At 68.4% G+C, this 15,564-nt stretch carries 14 protein-coding genes and 2 riboswitches; of the genes, 11 read left to right on the top strand and 3 right to left on the bottom strand.

The genetic code is table 11. The annotated features are described in order from the left end of the window. The first annotated feature begins 264 nt into the window (after positions 1 to 264). The 10 genes from ACZYZ9_RS25785 to gcvP all read left to right on the top strand — a co-directional run bounded on the left by ACZYZ9_RS25785 (position 265) and on the right by gcvP (position 9,372). Positions 265 to 879, top strand: coding sequence for a CDP-alcohol phosphatidyltransferase family protein (locus ACZYZ9_RS25785; RefSeq protein WP_463829002.1), 615 nt, complete (start codon positions 265 to 267; stop codon positions 877 to 879). Beyond that, the gene (locus ACZYZ9_RS25780) at positions 876 to 1,796 is read left to right on the top strand and encodes a DUF881 domain-containing protein (protein WP_463829000.1); all 921 of its coding nucleotides are present in this window, start codon (positions 876 to 878) and stop codon (positions 1,794 to 1,796) included. The genes ACZYZ9_RS25785 and ACZYZ9_RS25780 overlap by 4 nt, the downstream gene beginning before the upstream one ends. A gap of 30 nt (positions 1,797 to 1,826) precedes the next feature. Continuing rightward, positions 1,827 to 2,159 (top strand): small basic family protein, encoded by a 333-nt coding sequence (locus tag ACZYZ9_RS25775; RefSeq protein WP_083111365.1) that lies wholly within the window; start codon positions 1,827 to 1,829, stop codon positions 2,157 to 2,159. A 24-nt stretch (positions 2,160 to 2,183) separates the two neighbouring features. After that, a complete protein-coding gene (locus ACZYZ9_RS25770; RefSeq protein WP_463828999.1) occupies positions 2,184 to 2,963 on the top strand; it encodes a DUF881 domain-containing protein in 780 nt (259 codons plus the stop codon). A 34-nt stretch (positions 2,964 to 2,997) separates the two neighbouring features. Then, on the top strand, positions 2,998 to 3,402 hold the full coding sequence (gcvH, locus tag ACZYZ9_RS25765; RefSeq protein WP_463828998.1) for a glycine cleavage system protein GcvH: 405 nt from the start codon (positions 2,998 to 3,000) through the stop codon (positions 3,400 to 3,402). A gap of 250 nt (positions 3,403 to 3,652) precedes the next feature. After that, on the top strand, positions 3,653 to 4,114 hold the full coding sequence (gene garA, locus ACZYZ9_RS25760) for a glycogen accumulation regulator GarA (protein WP_463828997.1): 462 nt from the start codon (positions 3,653 to 3,655) through the stop codon (positions 4,112 to 4,114). Continuing rightward, positions 4,114 to 4,854 (top strand): transcriptional regulator FtsR, encoded by a 741-nt coding sequence (gene ftsR / locus ACZYZ9_RS25755; protein WP_463828996.1) that lies wholly within the window; start codon positions 4,114 to 4,116, stop codon positions 4,852 to 4,854. The genes garA and ftsR overlap by 1 nt, the downstream gene beginning before the upstream one ends. Positions 4,855 to 4,903: 49 nt before the next feature. Then, positions 4,904 to 5,398 carry a bifunctional nuclease family protein gene (locus ACZYZ9_RS25750; RefSeq protein ID WP_463828995.1) on the top strand — a complete coding sequence of 165 codons (495 nt, stop codon included), beginning with the start codon at positions 4,904 to 4,906 and terminating at the stop codon, positions 5,396 to 5,398. A 247-nt stretch (positions 5,399 to 5,645) separates the two neighbouring features. Beyond that, a complete protein-coding gene (locus tag ACZYZ9_RS25745; protein WP_463828994.1) occupies positions 5,646 to 6,266 on the top strand; it encodes a MerR family transcriptional regulator in 621 nt (206 codons plus the stop codon). Between the two features lie 37 nt (positions 6,267 to 6,303). Continuing rightward, positions 6,304 to 6,401, top strand: a riboswitch (glycine riboswitch). After that, a riboswitch (glycine riboswitch) is annotated at positions 6,402 to 6,513 on the top strand. Positions 6,514 to 6,549: 36 nt separating this feature from the next. Next, the gene (gene gcvP / locus ACZYZ9_RS25740; protein ID WP_463828993.1) at positions 6,550 to 9,372 is read left to right on the top strand and encodes an aminomethyl-transferring glycine dehydrogenase; all 2,823 of its coding nucleotides are present in this window, start codon (positions 6,550 to 6,552) and stop codon (positions 9,370 to 9,372) included. On the opposite strand, the gene ACZYZ9_RS25735 is transcribed toward gcvP, so the two are convergent. After that, positions 9,369 to 10,229, bottom strand: coding sequence for a haloalkane dehalogenase (locus tag ACZYZ9_RS25735; RefSeq protein WP_463828992.1), 861 nt, complete (start codon positions 10,227 to 10,229; stop codon positions 9,369 to 9,371). The genes gcvP and ACZYZ9_RS25735 overlap by 4 nt on opposite strands. Positions 10,230 to 10,278: 49 nt before the next feature. Here ACZYZ9_RS25735 and ACZYZ9_RS25730 point away from each other — a divergent pair, with 49 nt between their 5' ends. Then, positions 10,279 to 11,127 carry a DMT family transporter gene (locus ACZYZ9_RS25730; RefSeq protein WP_463828991.1) on the top strand — a complete coding sequence of 283 codons (849 nt, stop codon included), beginning with the start codon at positions 10,279 to 10,281 and terminating at the stop codon, positions 11,125 to 11,127. A 7-nt stretch (positions 11,128 to 11,134) separates the two neighbouring features. Here the strand turns inward: ACZYZ9_RS25730 and ACZYZ9_RS25725 are convergent, their stop codons facing one another. Both ACZYZ9_RS25725 and ACZYZ9_RS25720 read right to left on the bottom strand, forming a co-directional pair. After that, positions 11,135 to 13,234 (bottom strand): substrate-binding domain-containing protein, encoded by a 2,100-nt coding sequence (locus tag ACZYZ9_RS25725; protein WP_463828990.1) that lies wholly within the window; start codon positions 13,232 to 13,234, stop codon positions 11,135 to 11,137. Next, entirely contained in the window at positions 13,227 to 15,416 is a 2,190-nt protein-coding gene (locus ACZYZ9_RS25720) for a malate synthase G (protein WP_463828989.1), read from the bottom strand. The genes ACZYZ9_RS25725 and ACZYZ9_RS25720 overlap by 8 nt, the downstream gene beginning before the upstream one ends. Positions 15,417 to 15,564 lie beyond the last annotated feature (148 nt).

The raw sequence follows: 15,564 nt of genomic DNA, 5'->3' as shown, positions 1-15,564 counted from the left end.
GCGGACGGCATCGTCGGCGGGCCCGGCTGCATCGCCCACCTCCTCAACCCTCCGCGTGCGGACGGCATCGTCGGCGGACCCAGCTGCATCGCCCACCTCCTCAACCCTCCGCGTGCGGACGGCATCGTCGGCGGACCCAGCTGCATCGCCCACCTCCTCAACCCTCCGCGTGCGGACGGCATCGTCGGCGGGCCCGGCTGCATCGCCCACCTCCTCAACCCTCCGCGTGCGGACGGCATCGTCGGCGGGCTAAGGTCACGGCTCATGGAGCCTGGGTTGGCACAGGATCGGGTGCTGACGGTGCCCAATGTGCTGAGCATCGTGCGGCTGGCCCTCATTCCGGTCTTCATCTACCTGATGCTGGTCGCCCATATCCACAGCTGGGCGGTGGCGATCCTGATGTTCAGCGGGTTCTCCGACTGGGCGGACGGCAAGATCGCCCGGCTGCTGGACCAGTCGTCGCGGCTGGGGGCGCTGCTGGACCCGGCCGTCGATCGGCTCTACATGGTCACCGTCCCGATCGTGTTCGCCCTGAGCGGGATAGCGCCCTGGTGGTTCGTGCTGACGCTGGTGGGCCGCGACGCGCTGCTGGCCGCCACCCTGCCACTGCTGCGCAGCCGCGGCCTGTCGGCGCTGCCGGTCTCCTATGTGGGTAAGGCCGCGACCTTTGCCCTGATGTGCGGTTTCCCGCTGGTCCTGCTGGGTCAGTGGGACGCGCTGTGGAGCCGGGTCGTGGGGTACTGCGGGTGGGCGTTTCTGATCTGGGGCATGTACATGTACCTGTGGGCGTTCGTGCTGTACCTGGTGCAGGTGGTGCTGGTCCTGCGCACCATGCCGAAGGTCAGCCGCGCTGCAGCCGACCCGAAGGCAGGAGCATGACTGAGCCTGATCGGCTGCTCGGGGGCTACGACCCCAACGCCGGCCTGAGCGCGCACACATCCCGCCCGAAACGTATCCCGGTGCCCTCGCTGCTCCGCGCCCTGTTGTCGGAGCATCTGGACCCCGGCTACGCGGCTGCGGCCGCCGCACGCGAGCGCAGCGGCGCGCCGGAAACCCACCGCGCCCGAGCTTTCGGCTGGATGTGGCAGGCGTTGGCAGCGACCCTGGTCGCCGCGGTGTTCGCCGCCGCCGTGGCCCAGGCCCGTTCGGTTGCGCCCGGGGTGCGGACGGCTCAGCAGTTGCTGACCGCGAATGTCCGGTCCACGCAGTCCGCCGCGACCCGGCTGTTCCGGCAGCGCAGCGCGCTGGCCGCGAAGGTCGACGAGGTGCAGCGGCTCGCATTGACCGACGACGCCGAGGGGCAACGTCTGCTGACCCGCCTCGACGCGCTGAGCCTGGCCGCCGCCAGCACCGCGGTGATCGGCCCGGGTGTGACCGTCACCGTCACCGACCCCGGCGCCGGACCGAACCTGTCCGACGCCTCCAAGCAGCGGGTGAGCGGCAGGCAACAGATCATCCTGGACCGCGACCTGCAACTCGTCGTCAACTCGTTGTGGGCCAGTGGCGCCGAAGCGATTTCGATCGACGGCGCCCGGATCGGCCCCAATGTGACCATCCGGCAAGCCGGCGGCGCGATCCTGGTCGACAACAACCCGACCACCAGCCCGTACACCATCGTGGCGATCGGGCCCCCGAAGGCGATGCGGGACGCCTTCGATCGCAGTCCCGGACTGCGTCGGCTTAGGCTGCTGGAGGTCTCCTATGGTGTGGGCGTCAACGTCAACGTGGGGGACGGTCTAGCGCTGCCGGCCGGAGCTGTCCGGGAGGTCACATTCGCCAACCAGATTGGGCCGTAAGGAAAGTCAAGTGAGAAGTCATCTGCCGGCATGATCGGAATCGCCGCCCTCGCCATCGGCATCGTGCTGGGCCTGGTGTTTCACCCCAGTGTTCCCGAGGTGATCCAGCCGTACCTGCCGATCGCCGTCGTCGCCGCGCTGGACGCGGTCTTCGGCGGGTTGCGTGCCTACCTGGAACGCATCTTCGACCCCAAGGTCTTTGTCGTCTCGTTCGTATTCAACGTGCTGGTGGCGGCGCTGATCGTCTACGTCGGCGACCAACTGGGCGTCGGCACTCAGCTGTCCACCGCCATCATCGTCGTACTGGGCATCCGGATCTTCGGCAACGCAGCCGCGCTGCGCCGCCGACTGTTCGGGGCGTGACTTGAGCTCTGAGATGAGGTGTGGGTGAGCCAGGACGAGGCGAAGTCGCCCGAGGCTGCGCACCGCGGGCGGCACGAGCTGCCCCCGGACGGCCGGCGGCGCCCGAAGGCCGGCCGGTCCCGCCTGGCGTTCGGCACGCTGGCCGTGCTGCTGTGCCTGGTGCTGGGTGTCGCGATCGTCACCCAGGTCCGGCAGAACGAGTCCGGCGACTCCCTGGAAACCGCCCGACCCGCCGACCTGCTGGTGCTGCTGGATTCGCTGCGGCAGCGGGAGGCGACGCTGAGCACCGAAGTCGCCGACCTGCAGAACACGCTGAACAGGTTGCAGGCGTCGGGCAACACCGATCAGGCCGCCATCGAGAACGCCCAGGCACGCCTGGCCGCGCTGTCCATCCTGGTCGGCGCGGTGGGTGCGACCGGACCGGGCGTCACCATCAGGATCGACGACCCCGGCCCCGGGGTGGCGCCGGAGGTGATGCTGGACGTGATCAACGAGTTGCGCGCCGCGGGCGCCGAGGCCATCCAGATCAACGACGCGCAGCAGTCGGTGCGAGTCGGCGTCGACACCTGGGTGGTCGGCTCGGCGGGCTCGTTGACCATCGACAACAAAGCTTTCGCCCCGCCGTATTCGCTTCTGGCCATTGGTGATCCGCCGACACTGGCGGCGGCGATGAACATTCCTGGCGGTGCGGAGGACAGCGTCAAACGCGTCGGCGGACGGATGTCGGTGCAGCAGTCCGACCACGTCGAGGTGACCACCTTGCGGCCACCGAAAACGCGCCAATACGCTCAGCCCGTCAAGTGAAGCAGCCCCGGCCATCGACCAGAACAGGATCACCGTGACCGATATCCCCTCCGATCTGCACTACACCGCCGAACACGAATGGGTGCGCCGCAGCGGGGAAGACACCGTGCGGGTCGGGATCACCGATTTCGCGCAGTCGGCACTGGGTGACGTGGTTTTCGTCCAGCTGCCGGACGTGGGCACCGAACTGCGCGCCGGAGATTCGTTCGGTGAGGTGGAATCCACCAAATCCGTGTCCGATCTGTATGCGCCGGTGTCGGGCACCGTGTCTGCGGTCAACGGCGATGTGGACGGCACGCCGCAGCTGCTGAATTCCGACCCGTACGGCGCCGGCTGGCTGCTGGAACTCCAGGTGGGCAGCGCCGACGTCGCCGCCCTGGACTCGGCTATCGCCGGTCTGCTCGACGCTGAGGCCTACCGCGGCACGCTGGCCGAATGACGGTTGCTAACCTCCCAGTTTCGGGGCGGATCGCGGGTCGCGCGCCGGATGTAGAACAAGCCGGGGTGCGGGGCTTACGATCCTGCAGGTGGTTGCCACATCGACAACCTGTGCGCGGTACGGTCAAGGCAGCACGGACGTGAAGCGGTAGACAGCAGTACAAGCGGTAAATGCGAGTGGGAAGCGGGCCGAGCTACGGCCCGTACTACGCCGGCATATGGACGCCACAGCGGCCAGTGAGGAGCAGCGGGTGACGGATAACGAGCAGAGTGACGAAGTCACGGTGGAGACCACCTCGGTCTTCCGCGCCGACTTCCTCAACGAACTGGACGCACCCGCGCAGGCGGGTACCGAGAGTTCGGTGTCGGGCGTGGAGGGGCTCCCGGCCGGGTCGGCGTTGCTGGTCGTCAAACGCGGGCCCAACGCCGGGTCCCGGTTCCTGCTGGACCAGGCCATCACGTCCGCCGGCCGGCATCCCGACAGCGACATCTTTCTCGATGACGTCACGGTGAGCCGTCGCCATGCCGAATTCCGCTTGGAAAGCTCGGAATTCAACGTCGTCGACGTCGGCAGCCTCAACGGCACCTACGTGAATCGTGAACCGGTGGATTCCGCGGTGCTGGCCAACGGTGACGAAGTTCAGATCGGCAAGTTCCGGCTGGTCTTCTTGACCGGACCCAAGGGTGACGACGACGGGGGATCCGGCGGCTAGTGAGCGCACCCGATAGCCCGGCACTTTCCGGGATGTCGATCGGGGCGGTCCTGGACCTGCTGCGACCGGACTTCCCCGATGTCACCATCTCCAAGATTCGTTTCCTGGAGGCCGAGGGGCTGGTGACGCCGCAACGCGCGGCGTCGGGTTATCGGAGATTCACCGCCTACGACTGCGCGCGGCTGCGCTTCATCCTGACCGCCCAGCGCGACCATTACCTGCCGCTGAAGGTGATCCGGGCACAGCTCGACGCCCAGCCCGACGGGGAGCTGCCGGCGGTCGGATCTCCTTACGCGGTACCGCGATTGGTGTCGGTGGCGGGCGATGGCACCGACTCGGGCCCGGAGCCGGCCGCGGTCTCACCCACCGCCGTCCGGCTCAGTCGCGACGATCTGCTGGACCGTTCGGGCGTCGACGAGGGCACCCTGACCGCCCTGCTGAAGGCGGGGGTCATCACCACCGGCCCAGGCGGATTCTTCGACGAGCACGCGGTGGTGATTCTGCAGTGTGCGCGTGCGCTCGCCGATTACGGCGTGGAGCCAAGGCATCTGCGTGCGTTCCGCTCCGCGGCGGACCGGCAGTCGGACCTGATCGCCCAGATCGCCGGGCCGCTGGTCAAGGCGGGCAAAGCCGGCGCGCGGGACCGGGCCGACGAGCTGGCGCGCGAAGTCGCCGCACTGGCGATCACGCTGCACACCTCGCTGATCAAGTCGGCCGTTCGCGACGTACTGCATCGCTGAGGACTAGACTTCACCTTCGACGGCAGCGGCGTGCGGAGGGCAGACACAGATGGGTGAAGTTCGTGTTGTCGGCATTCGTGTCGAGCAGCCGCAGAATCAGCCGGTGCTGCTGCTGCGCGAGACGAACGGTGACCGGTACCTGCCGATCTGGATCGGTCAGTCGGAGGCCGCCGCGATCGCCCTGGAGCAACAGGGTGTCGAACCCCCGCGCCCGCTCACCCATGACCTGATCAGGGATTTGATTGCCGCGCTTGGGCATTCGCTCAAAGAGGTACGCATCGTCGATCTGCAGGAAGGCACCTTCTACGCGGACTTGATCTTCGACGGGGACATCAAGGTGTCGGCCCGGCCGTCGGACTCGGTGGCGATCGCCCTGCGCGTCAACGTGCCGATCTATGTCGAGGAGTCGGTGCTCGCCCAAGCCGGTCTGCTGATTCCGGATGAAAGCGACGAAGAGGGCGGCAGCCCCGTCCGCGAGGACGAGGTGGAGAAATTCAAAGAGTTTCTCGACAGCGTGTCGCCCGACGATTTCAAGGCGACGTGATCGGGTACCCGCCCGAGATCACGGATGCGTCTCATATCACACAACGGATTGTCGACACGCCTGCCGGATATCACTCAGTCCTTCGGGCGGCCGCCATACTTTGATGACGAGTTGATGATGGACCCACAGCACGGCAGCCACCGAACGGCGTATGCTCTAGCACACTCGGGCCTGAGAATAACGTGGCTGTTGGGGCAGTCAGTGACGCAGCTTTGAACCACCAGCGCGATCGGCGAGAGGATGCACCGTGAGCGAGCAGCCACGTCAAGGACAGCTTGACCTTGCCGATCACCCGGCTACCGGATCCAAGCCGGTGGTGGCCGGCGAACCGGTGCAGCCCGGACTGTTCCCCGACGACTCCGTGCCGGACGAGTTGGTGGGCTACCGTGGGCCGAGTGCCTGCCAGATCGCCGGCATCACCTACCGCCAGCTGGACTACTGGGCACGTACCTCGCTGGTGGTGCCCTCGATCCGCAGCGCGGCCGGATCCGGCAGCCAGCGGCTCTATTCGTTCAAGGACATCCTGGTCCTCAAGATCGTCAAGCGTCTGCTGGACACCGGGATCTCGCTGCACAACATCCGCGTCGCGGTCGACCATCTGCGGCAGCGCGGCGTGCAGGATCTGGCCAACATCACCTTGTTCTCCGACGGCACCAGCGTCTACGAATGCACCTCGGCCGAAGAGGTCGTCGACCTGCTGCAGGGCGGCCAGGGCGTGTTCGGGATCGCCGTCTCGGGTGCGATGCGCGAGTTGACCGGCGTGATCGCCGACTTCCCCGGCGAGCGCGCCGACGGCGGCGAGTCGATCGCCGCCCCCGAGGACGAGCTGGCTTCGCGGCGCAAACACCGCGACCGCAAGATCGGCTGACGCGCTCAAACCGCGCGCAGTAAACTGGTACCCGCATCGCTCTCGCGCGGGAGAGCTCTGTGGCCGCCAGCTACAGACGCCGAAGGAGCAACACCTCTCCGTCAACCTCTCAGGCACCCGGACCGCGCCAGACAACGATGCCTCTGGAAAGCGGTGCGGGATCCACCCCCACACCCGCCGATGGGGAAAGGCGTAGCCGCCGAATCTCTCAGGCGCCCGGCACTCGGGTGAGGACAGAGGGGGAGGACCTTGGTCGCGTCCCCCATGTCAGGAGATTCCCGCTGTGCTCCACCAAACCTTCGCAGACCGGCACATCGGCCCGGACGGCGACGCCGTCGCCACCATGCTCGCCGTCATCGGTGTCGACTCGCTCGACGAGCTGGCCGCCAAGGCGGTCCCGTCCGGCATCCTGGACAAGCTGAGCGAATCGGGCGCTGCCCCGGGACTGGATCGGCTGCCGGCCGCGGCCACCGAGTCGGAGGCGCTCGCTGAGTTGCGAGCGCTGGCAGACAGCAACACCGTCGCGGTGTCGATGATCGGGCAGGGCTATTACGACACGTTCACCCCGCCGGTGCTGCTGCGCAACATCTTGGAGAATCCGGCCTGGTACACGGCCTATACGCCGTACCAGCCGGAGATCAGCCAGGGCCGGCTGGAAGCGCTGCTGAACTTTCAGACCATGGTCACCGACCTCACCGGGCTCGAGATCGCCAACGCGTCGATGCTCGACGAGGGCACCGCGGCGGCCGAGGCGATGACGTTGATGCACCGGGCCTTCCGGGGTCAGTCCAACCGCCTGGCCGTGGACACCGACGTGTTCGACCAGACCGCGGCGATACTGGCCACCCGGGCCAAGCCGTTGGGCATCGAGATCGTGACGGCGGACCTGCGCGACGGCCTGCCCGACGGGGAGTTCTTCGGCGTCATCGCGCAACTGCCGGGAGCCAGCGGCCGGGTCACCGATTGGAGCGCCCTGGTCACGCAGGCCCATGACCGCGGAGCGCTGGTGGCCGTCGGCGCTGACCTGCTGGCGCTGACTTTATTGACGCCGCCCGGCGAGATCGGCGCCGACGTCGCGTTCGGCACCACCCAACGGTTCGGCGTGCCAATGGGATTCGGCGGCCCACACGCCGGATACCTGACGGTGCACACCAAGCACGCCCGGCAGCTGCCCGGACGGCTGGTCGGGGTGTCGGTGGACGCCGACGGCGACGTCGCGTACCGCCTGGCGCTGCAGACCCGCGAACAGCACATCCGCCGCGATAAGGCGACCAGCAACATCTGTACCGCACAGGTGCTGCTGGCGGTGATGGCCGCCATGTACGCCAGCTACCACGGCGCCGAGGGCCTGACCGCAATCGCGCGGCGGGTGCACGCCCACGCCGACACCATCGCCGCGGCCCTGGGTGCCGCGCTGGTGCACGACACCTACTTCGACACGGTGCTGGCCCGGGTACCCGGCCGTGCCGAGCAGGTGGTGGCCGCGGCTAAAGCCGACGGCATCAACCTGTGGCGGGTGGACGCCGACCACGTGTCGATAGCGTGCGACGAAGCCACCACCGACACGCAGGTGGCCGTGGTGCTGGCGGCGCTCGGCGTGTCGGCCCGGCCATCAGCCGGGACCGACATCGGCACGCGCACCTCGGATTTCCTGACCCACCCCGCATTCAGCGAATACCGCACCGAGACGTCGATGATGCGCTACCTGCGCACCCTGGCGGACAAGGACATCGCCCTGGACCGCAGCATGATCCCGCTCGGCTCATGCACCATGAAACTGAACGCCGCCGCCGAGATGGAGCCGATCACCTGGCCGGAATTCGGGCGTCAGCATCCCTTCGCCCCGGCCTCCGACACCCCAGGGTTGCGCCGGCTGATCGCCGACCTGGAGAGCTGGCTGGTGGACATCACCGGCTACGACGCCGTGTCGCTGCAGCCCAACGCGGGTTCGCAGGGCGAGTACGCCGGCCTGCTGGCCATTCACGACTACCACGCCAGCCGCGGCGAGCCGCACCGCGACATCTGTCTGATTCCGTCCAGCGCGCACGGCACCAACGCCGCCTCGGCCGCGCTGGCCGGGATGCGGGTGGTCGTGGTGGGCTGCCACGAGAACGGCGACGTCGACCTCGACGATCTGCGCGCCAAGGTGAGCGAACACGCCGAGCGGTTGTCGGCGTTGATGATCACCTACCCGTCCACGCACGGCGTCTACGAGCACGACATCGCCGAGATCTGCGCGGCCGTGCACGACGCCGGCGGCCAGGTCTACGTCGACGGCGCCAACCTCAACGCGCTGGTCGGCCTGGCCCGGCCGGGCAGGTTCGGCGGTGATGTCAGCCATCTGAACCTGCACAAGACGTTCTGCATTCCGCACGGCGGGGGCGGTCCCGGCGTGGGTCCGGTCGCGGTCCGCGCACACCTGGCGGACTTCCTGCCGGGTCACCCGTACGCTCCGGAACTTCCCCAGGGGCATCCGGTGTCGTCGGCGCCGTACGGGTCGGCCTCGATTCTGCCGATCAGCTGGGCCTACATCCGGATGATGGGCGGCGACGGGCTGCGGGCAGCGTCATTGACCGCGATCGCGTCGGCGAACTACATCGCCCGCCGGCTCGACGAGTACTTCCCGGTGCTCTACACCGGGGAGAACGGCATGGTCGCCCACGAATGCATCCTGGACCTGCGCGGCATCACCAAGGCCACCGGCGTGACCGTCGACGACGTCGCCAAACGGTTGGCGGACTACGGTTTTCACGCACCGACCATGAGTTTCCCGGTGGCCGGCACCCTGATGGTGGAGCCGACCGAAAGCGAGAACCTGGCCGAGGTCGACGCGTTCTGTGAGGCGATGATCGGTATCCGCGGGGAGATCGACCGGGTCGGCAGAGGGGAGTGGCCGGTGGACGACAATCCGCTGCGCGGCGCCCCGCACACCGCCGAATGCCTGGTGGCCTCCGACTGGGACCACCCCTACACCCGCGAAGAGGCGGCGTACCCGCTGGGCAAGGCGTTCCGGCCCAAGGTGTGGCCGCCGGTGCGGCGCATCGACGGCGCCTACGGCGACCGCAACCTGGTCTGCTCCTGCCCGCCGATCGAGGCGTTCGCCTAACCGAAGCGTTCCACGATGGCCGCCGCGATCCGCTGCGGCGCATCTTCCTGGATGTAGTGCTTGGCCGCCGGCAGCTCGACCAGCACGTGATCGGGGAACGCCGCCGTCATCCGGGGCAGCGACGGCCCCGGCCGGAAGGCGAAGTCCTTCATGCCCCAGATCAGCAGTGCGGGTTTGCCGCCCAGCCGGGCCGGCACCTCGCGCGCCAGCCGCTGCAGCAGCGGTTCGGCGGCCAGGATCTCCTTGGGCATGCGGGCGACGCCCACCCGCGCGGCGGCGTCGGGCTGCACGGCGCGATAGTGCTGCATCACCGCGGCGTCGGGCCGGCGCTGGGTGCCCGCCGGGATGAGCCGCTCGACGAAGAAGTTGCGCTGCAGGATCGCATACTGCAGCGGCGGACTCGACATCACCCGGGAGAAGATCTTGGTGCTGAGCACGTCGGTGGGCCAGAACCAGGTGTTGCCCAGCACCACGCCGCGCACCCGGTCGGCCCGGTCGACCGCGGCCGCCATGCCGATCGGGCCGCCCCAGTCCTGACCCATGGTCACAAAGCCGTCCAGGCCGAGATGGTCGACGAGTTCGCCGACCACCCCGGCATGCTCCTCGATCCGGTAGCCGAATCCGGGCGGGCGCTCGGACAGCCCGAAACCGAGGTAGTCCGGTGCGATGCAGCGGAACCGGTCCCGCAGCGCCACCACGATGTCCCGGTAGAGAAAGCTCCAGGTCGGGTTGCCGTGGCAGAACAGGATCGGTGGGCCGTCCCCTTCGTCGAGGTAGTGGATCCGACCCCGGGAGCTGTCGAACCAGCGCGACTCGAACGGGTACAGCGCTGGATCCGGCGTGAAGTTGATCGTCATCACCCTCCTTGCGTCAGCAACCGATGGTATGTCCTCGTAGTGTCGAGGGGTGCTGATCGGTTTCCTGCTCGCGCTCGGTTGTTCGGTGTGTTACGGCTCGGCGACGGTGCTGCAGGCCGCAGCGACCCGGGCCGTCGAACCCGGCGGCAACTCCGGGGTGGACGCGATGCTGGTGCTTCGCGCCCTGCGGCAGTGGCGCTATCTCGCCGGTATCGGGTTGGACGGTCTGGGCTTTCTGCTGCAGGTGGCGGCACTGCGGCTGGTGCCGATCTATGTGGTGGCCGCGGCACTGGCCGCCTCGATCGCAGTGACCGGCATCGTCGCGGCGTGGATGCTGTCCGCGCGGCTGTCGCCGGTCGAGTGGACAGCCGTCGGCGTGGTCTGCGTCAGCCTCGCGATGCTGGCGCTCGCGGCCGGGCCGGGGCACTATCGGCGCGCCCCCGCCGGGCTCGGCTGGGCGCTGCTGGTGGTGGTCGCGGTGGTGCTGCTCGGGGGCGCGCTGACCAGCCGGTTGGGCGACCGGGCACGGTCGCTGGTGCTCGGCTTCGGCGCCGGCACCGGGTTCGGCGTCGTCGAGGTCGGGGTGCGGCTGATCGAGGTGACCAACCCGACCAAGCTCGCGTTCTACGCGAACCCGGCGCTGTACGCGGCGGGTGCCGGTGGCCTGGTCGCGTTCCTGTTGCTCACCTCCGCGCTGCAACGCGGGTCCGTGACCACGACGGTGGCGGCGATGGTCGTCGGCGAGACGATCGCGCCCGCGCTCGTCGGGGTGGTATGGCTGGGCGACAGCGCCCGCCCCGGCCTGGGCTGGGTGGTCATCCTGGGCTTCGCCGTCGCGGTCTCCGCGACGATGGTGTTGGCCCGGTTCGGCGAGGCACCGGAGCCGGTCACCCGGTGAGAAGCGTTCAGCTCAGGAAGTCGTTGACCGCGGTGGCCAGTTCCGGGCCGGCCGAGGTGGCCAAATTCTGGTAATTGCCGCCGCTGAGTTTGGCGACGGCTTCCCAGGTGGCGCGATCCGGGTCGCCACCGAAGTCGATGACGTTGACTGCGATAGGCCGGGCCGGGTCCGCGCTGGACCGGATGAACTCCTGCAAGCCAGGTCCATCCAGGGACTGGTCGGTGTGCGGTCCCGCGGTGATTACCAGGATCGAATTCTGTTGCCCGGCGCGGTAATTGGCTTGCATTTCCTGATAGATCATGCGCAGCGTGGTGAACGACACCGCGCCACCGCCGGAGGAGAATTGCTTGTCCAGCGCCGCCTGCAGCGCCGCCGACCGGGGCTGGCCGTTCACCGGGTCGGTCAGCGGTCCCGCCGCCACCTCCGAGCGCCCCTCGTGACCGTCGAACGTCCACAGTCCCACCACCGCGGTGGGCGGCAGCGCCTTGATCCTGGTGTTCAGGGCCGCCACGACATTGGCCAGCCGCGTCTTGCCGCCGCCGTCGTCGACCGGCAGTGACTGGTCGAGCATGATCGTCGCGGCCAGTCCGGCCGACGGTGTGGCCATGGTGTCGGCCAGCGTGGCGCGTGTCGCCTCGTCGCCGACCGACAGGGTGCCGGGCAGTGCCGCGAAGCTGGTGACGGGGCTGCTGGGCGGTTTGACGTCGTTCGCGCGGAAACCGGCCTTACCCAGCTTGGCCAGCTGCTCGGGCTTGTGCAGGAATCGGGCGAAGGCGCTGGCCGCTGTCGTCTGGACCTGCGACAACCACGTGCCGTTGAGCAGCACCGTCGGGTAATCGGCCACCGGGACCGGTCCGGGCGGGGTCCAGGAGGCCAGCTTGCTCTTGGCATCCTGGGTCGACTGACCGCGCTGGAACAACTGCTGCTCGGTGGTGACCACTGCGTGCACCGGCGCGGACGCCGGATCCCCGGACTTGAGCAGCGCAGTGAACGCCTCGTTCAGCGAGTCGTCGGCCAGTTTGGGTTGACCGGCCATCAGAGTGCGCACCGCGGCGGTCCCGGCGGTCGGGGGCGCACCCGCGGGGGCCGACGCAGCGGCTATCGCCTCACCGGCCAGGAACGACGCGTCGCCGTTGCCGCCGATCGGCATCGCCAGCCGCAGGGAGCCCCACGGCGCCTGGTTGAGGGCGGCCATCGAGTTGGGGTTGGACTGCAGGCCGGGCAGGGCCGCCCAGTCCTGTTTAGCCAGCACCGGCTGAAATTCGGGACGGACGGCCAGCACGACCGGAGAGGTCACCAGCGACCGGCTGTCGCTGATCGTCTTCTGGCCCGCGGCCCCGGCCAGTCGCGCTGCCGAGACCGAGCTGCCCGGGATCCACAGGCCCGGCTGGTTGCCGAGCTCGCTCGGCCATTTGCCGATGAACCCGCTGATGACGGCGTCGGAACCGGCCGGTTTCACCGTCACCGTGACGCAGCGGTCCCCGATCGGGCCCGCCTGCGCGTTGAACCTGTCGGCCAACTCCTTCACCGGGTCGGCGATCGTCGGGTCGGCGAGCACGGCGACCGAGTCCTTACCGCCTACACACCCGGCGGCGGCCGTGTGGGACCGGTGTGACAGCGCGTCGCCGAAAAAGCGCCACAAGATCACGCCGGCGACCAGTACGACGACGCTGACCAGCGCCACGATCACGCCGACGCTCACCCCGCGCCGCCCGCCGCTGCTGCGGTGTCCGCCCTGCCAGTCGTTGACGCCCCGCTGGCCGGCGCTGAACAGCGGCGGCGGGGGCGTCGCCGGCAGTTCCGACGGCGGCTCCGAGCCCGACGACTGCGCATCGGTCGGGCGGGTGCCGAAGTCGGGGTAGTCGTCCGCGGGGGTCTCCGGCGGAAACGGCGGATCTGGACGATCTTCGGGACGCAACTCCGGCTGGGATTGCACCGAGAACGGCGCGTAGTAGTCGTCCTCCGGGTAGCCGCGGTCGTCCGGGTCGTCGACGAATCCCGGGGGCTGTGGCGTCTCCTCAGCCACCTCCGCGGTGGCCTCGTCGAAGGGCGCCAGATCCTCGTCGAGCGGCGAATCCTCGGGGTCGGGTCTGCTGTGCCTACCCACCCGCGCGGGCCTTAAATTCCCGCCGGCGGCGGTGCAGGATCGGCTCGGTGTAACCGCTGGGCTGCTGACCGCCGGACAAGATCAGCTCCTGGGCGGCCAGGAAGGCGATGCTGTCGTCGAAGTCGGGTGCCATCGGCCGGTAGGACCGGTCGCCCTCGTTCTGCTTGTCCACCAGCGGCGCCATCCGCTCCAGGCTGGCGCGGACGTCCTCGCGGGTGATCACGCCGTGGCGCAGCCAATTGGCCAGTAACTGGCTCGAGATGCGCAGGGTGGCGCGGTCCTCCATCAGGGCCACGTTGTGGATGTCGGGAACTTTGGAGCATCCCACGCCCTGTTCGACCCAGCGCACCACGTACCCGAGGATCGACTGGCAGTTGTTGTCGACCTCCTCGCGGATCTCCTCGGATGCCCAGGCCAGCTCTTTGGCCAGCGGGATGGTCAGCAGCTCGTCGATGGTGGTGCGCTTCTTGCCTTCGAGCTCGTTCTGCACTTCGAACACATCCACCGCGTGGTAGTGCATGGCGTGCAGGGTGGCGGCCGTGGGGGAGGGCACCCACGCGGTGGTGGCGCCGGCCTTGGGCTGGCCGATCTTCTGCTCGACCATGTCGGCCATCAGTTCGGTCATCGCCCACATGCCCTTGCCGATCTGGGCCTTGCCCTTGAAGCCCGCGGCCAGGCCGGTGTCGACATTGGCGTCCTCGTAGGCCTTGATCCACACGCTGTTCTTCATGGCGCCCTTACGGATCATCGGACCCGCCTCCATGGACGTGTGGATCTCATCGCCGGTGCGGTCCAGGAAGCCGGTGTTGATGAACACCACCCGATCGGCGGCCGCTTTGATGCACGCCTTGAGGTTGACCGTGGTGCGGCGCTCCTCGTCCATGATGCCGACCTTGAGCGTGCCCTGCGGCAGTCCGAGGACGTCCTCGACGCGACTGAACAGTTCACAGGTGAACGCGACCTCGTCGGGCCCGTGCATCTTGGGCTTGACGATGTACACCGAGCCGGTCCGGCTGTTCTGCAGCGGCCCGTTGTCGTCCCCGGTGCGCAGCCCGTGGATCGCGGCCAGACCGGTGAACAACGCGTCCTGGATACCCTCGGGGATCTCGTTGCCGTCGGCGTCGACGATAGCGTCGTTGGTCATCAGGTGCCCGACATTGCGGACGAACAGCAGGCTGCGGCCGGGCAGGGTGAGCTCACCGGAGCCGTCCGGGGTGCTGTAGGTGCGGTCGGCGTTCAGGGTCCGGGTGAACGTCTCGCCGCCCTTGCTGACCTTCTCCGACAGGTCACCCTTGTTCAGGCCGAGCCAGTTGCGGTAGCCGAGCACCTTGTCGTCGGCGTCGACTGCGGTCACCGAGTCCTCGAAGTCCATGATGGTGGTGATCGCCGACTCCAGCACCACGTCCTTGATGCCGGCGGCATCGGTCTGGCCGACCGGCGACTCGGGGTCGATCAGGATCTCGACGTGCAGGCCGTTGTTCACCAGCAGCACCGACCAGCTGGGGGAGCCGAGTTCGCCGGAATATCCGACGAACTTCTCCGGACTGACCAGTGCGGTGGATTCCGAACCGGTGGCGAGCTGCAACCGGCCGTCCTCGATGCTCAGGCCCGTCACCTCCGACCAGGAGCCCGACGCCAGCGGCGCGGCGACGTCGAGGAACTGGCGGGCGTAGGCGATGACCTTGTCGCCGCGCACCTTGTTGTAGCTCGTCCCCTTCTCGGCGCCGTCCGCTTCGGAGATGACGTCGGTGCCGTACAGCGCGTCGTACAGCGAGCCCCAGCGCGCGTTGGAGGCGTTCAGTGCGAAGCGCGCGTTGAGCACCGGGACCACCAGCTGCGGGCCCGCGGTACTGGTGATCTCGTCGTCGACACCGGAGGTGGTGATGGTGAAGTCGTCCGGTTCGGGCTGCAGGTAGCCGATCTCGGTGAGGAACTGGCGGTAGGCCTCGCCGTCGAGCGGCGCGATCACCCGCTGCTTGTGCCACCGGTCGATCTGGGCCTGCAACTCGTCGCGAATGGCCAGCAGTTCCTGGTTGCGCGGGGTGAGGTCGGTGACCACCTTGTCGACGCCGGCCCAAAAGCTGTCCGGGTCGATGCCGGTGCCGGGCAGCGCCTCGTTATTGACGAAGTCGTAGAGCACCCGGGCGACACGCAGGTTGCCTTCGGTAACCCGATCAGTCATCGTTCTCCTCCGTACTGGCCACTGCCGGCCCCTCGACACCCTCGCGCAGCCTTGTTCTGGACCCAATTCACTGGTGTCAGACTACCGAGCGGTAACTCGACGAGCGTAGCCTGGGCGACCTGCGCGACCAGGTGATGGCGCGCTGAGC

The sequence above is a fragment of the Mycobacterium sp. IDUB_28 genome (assembly GCF_055419285.1).
This window is presented reverse-complemented; position numbering and strand designations above follow the sequence as displayed.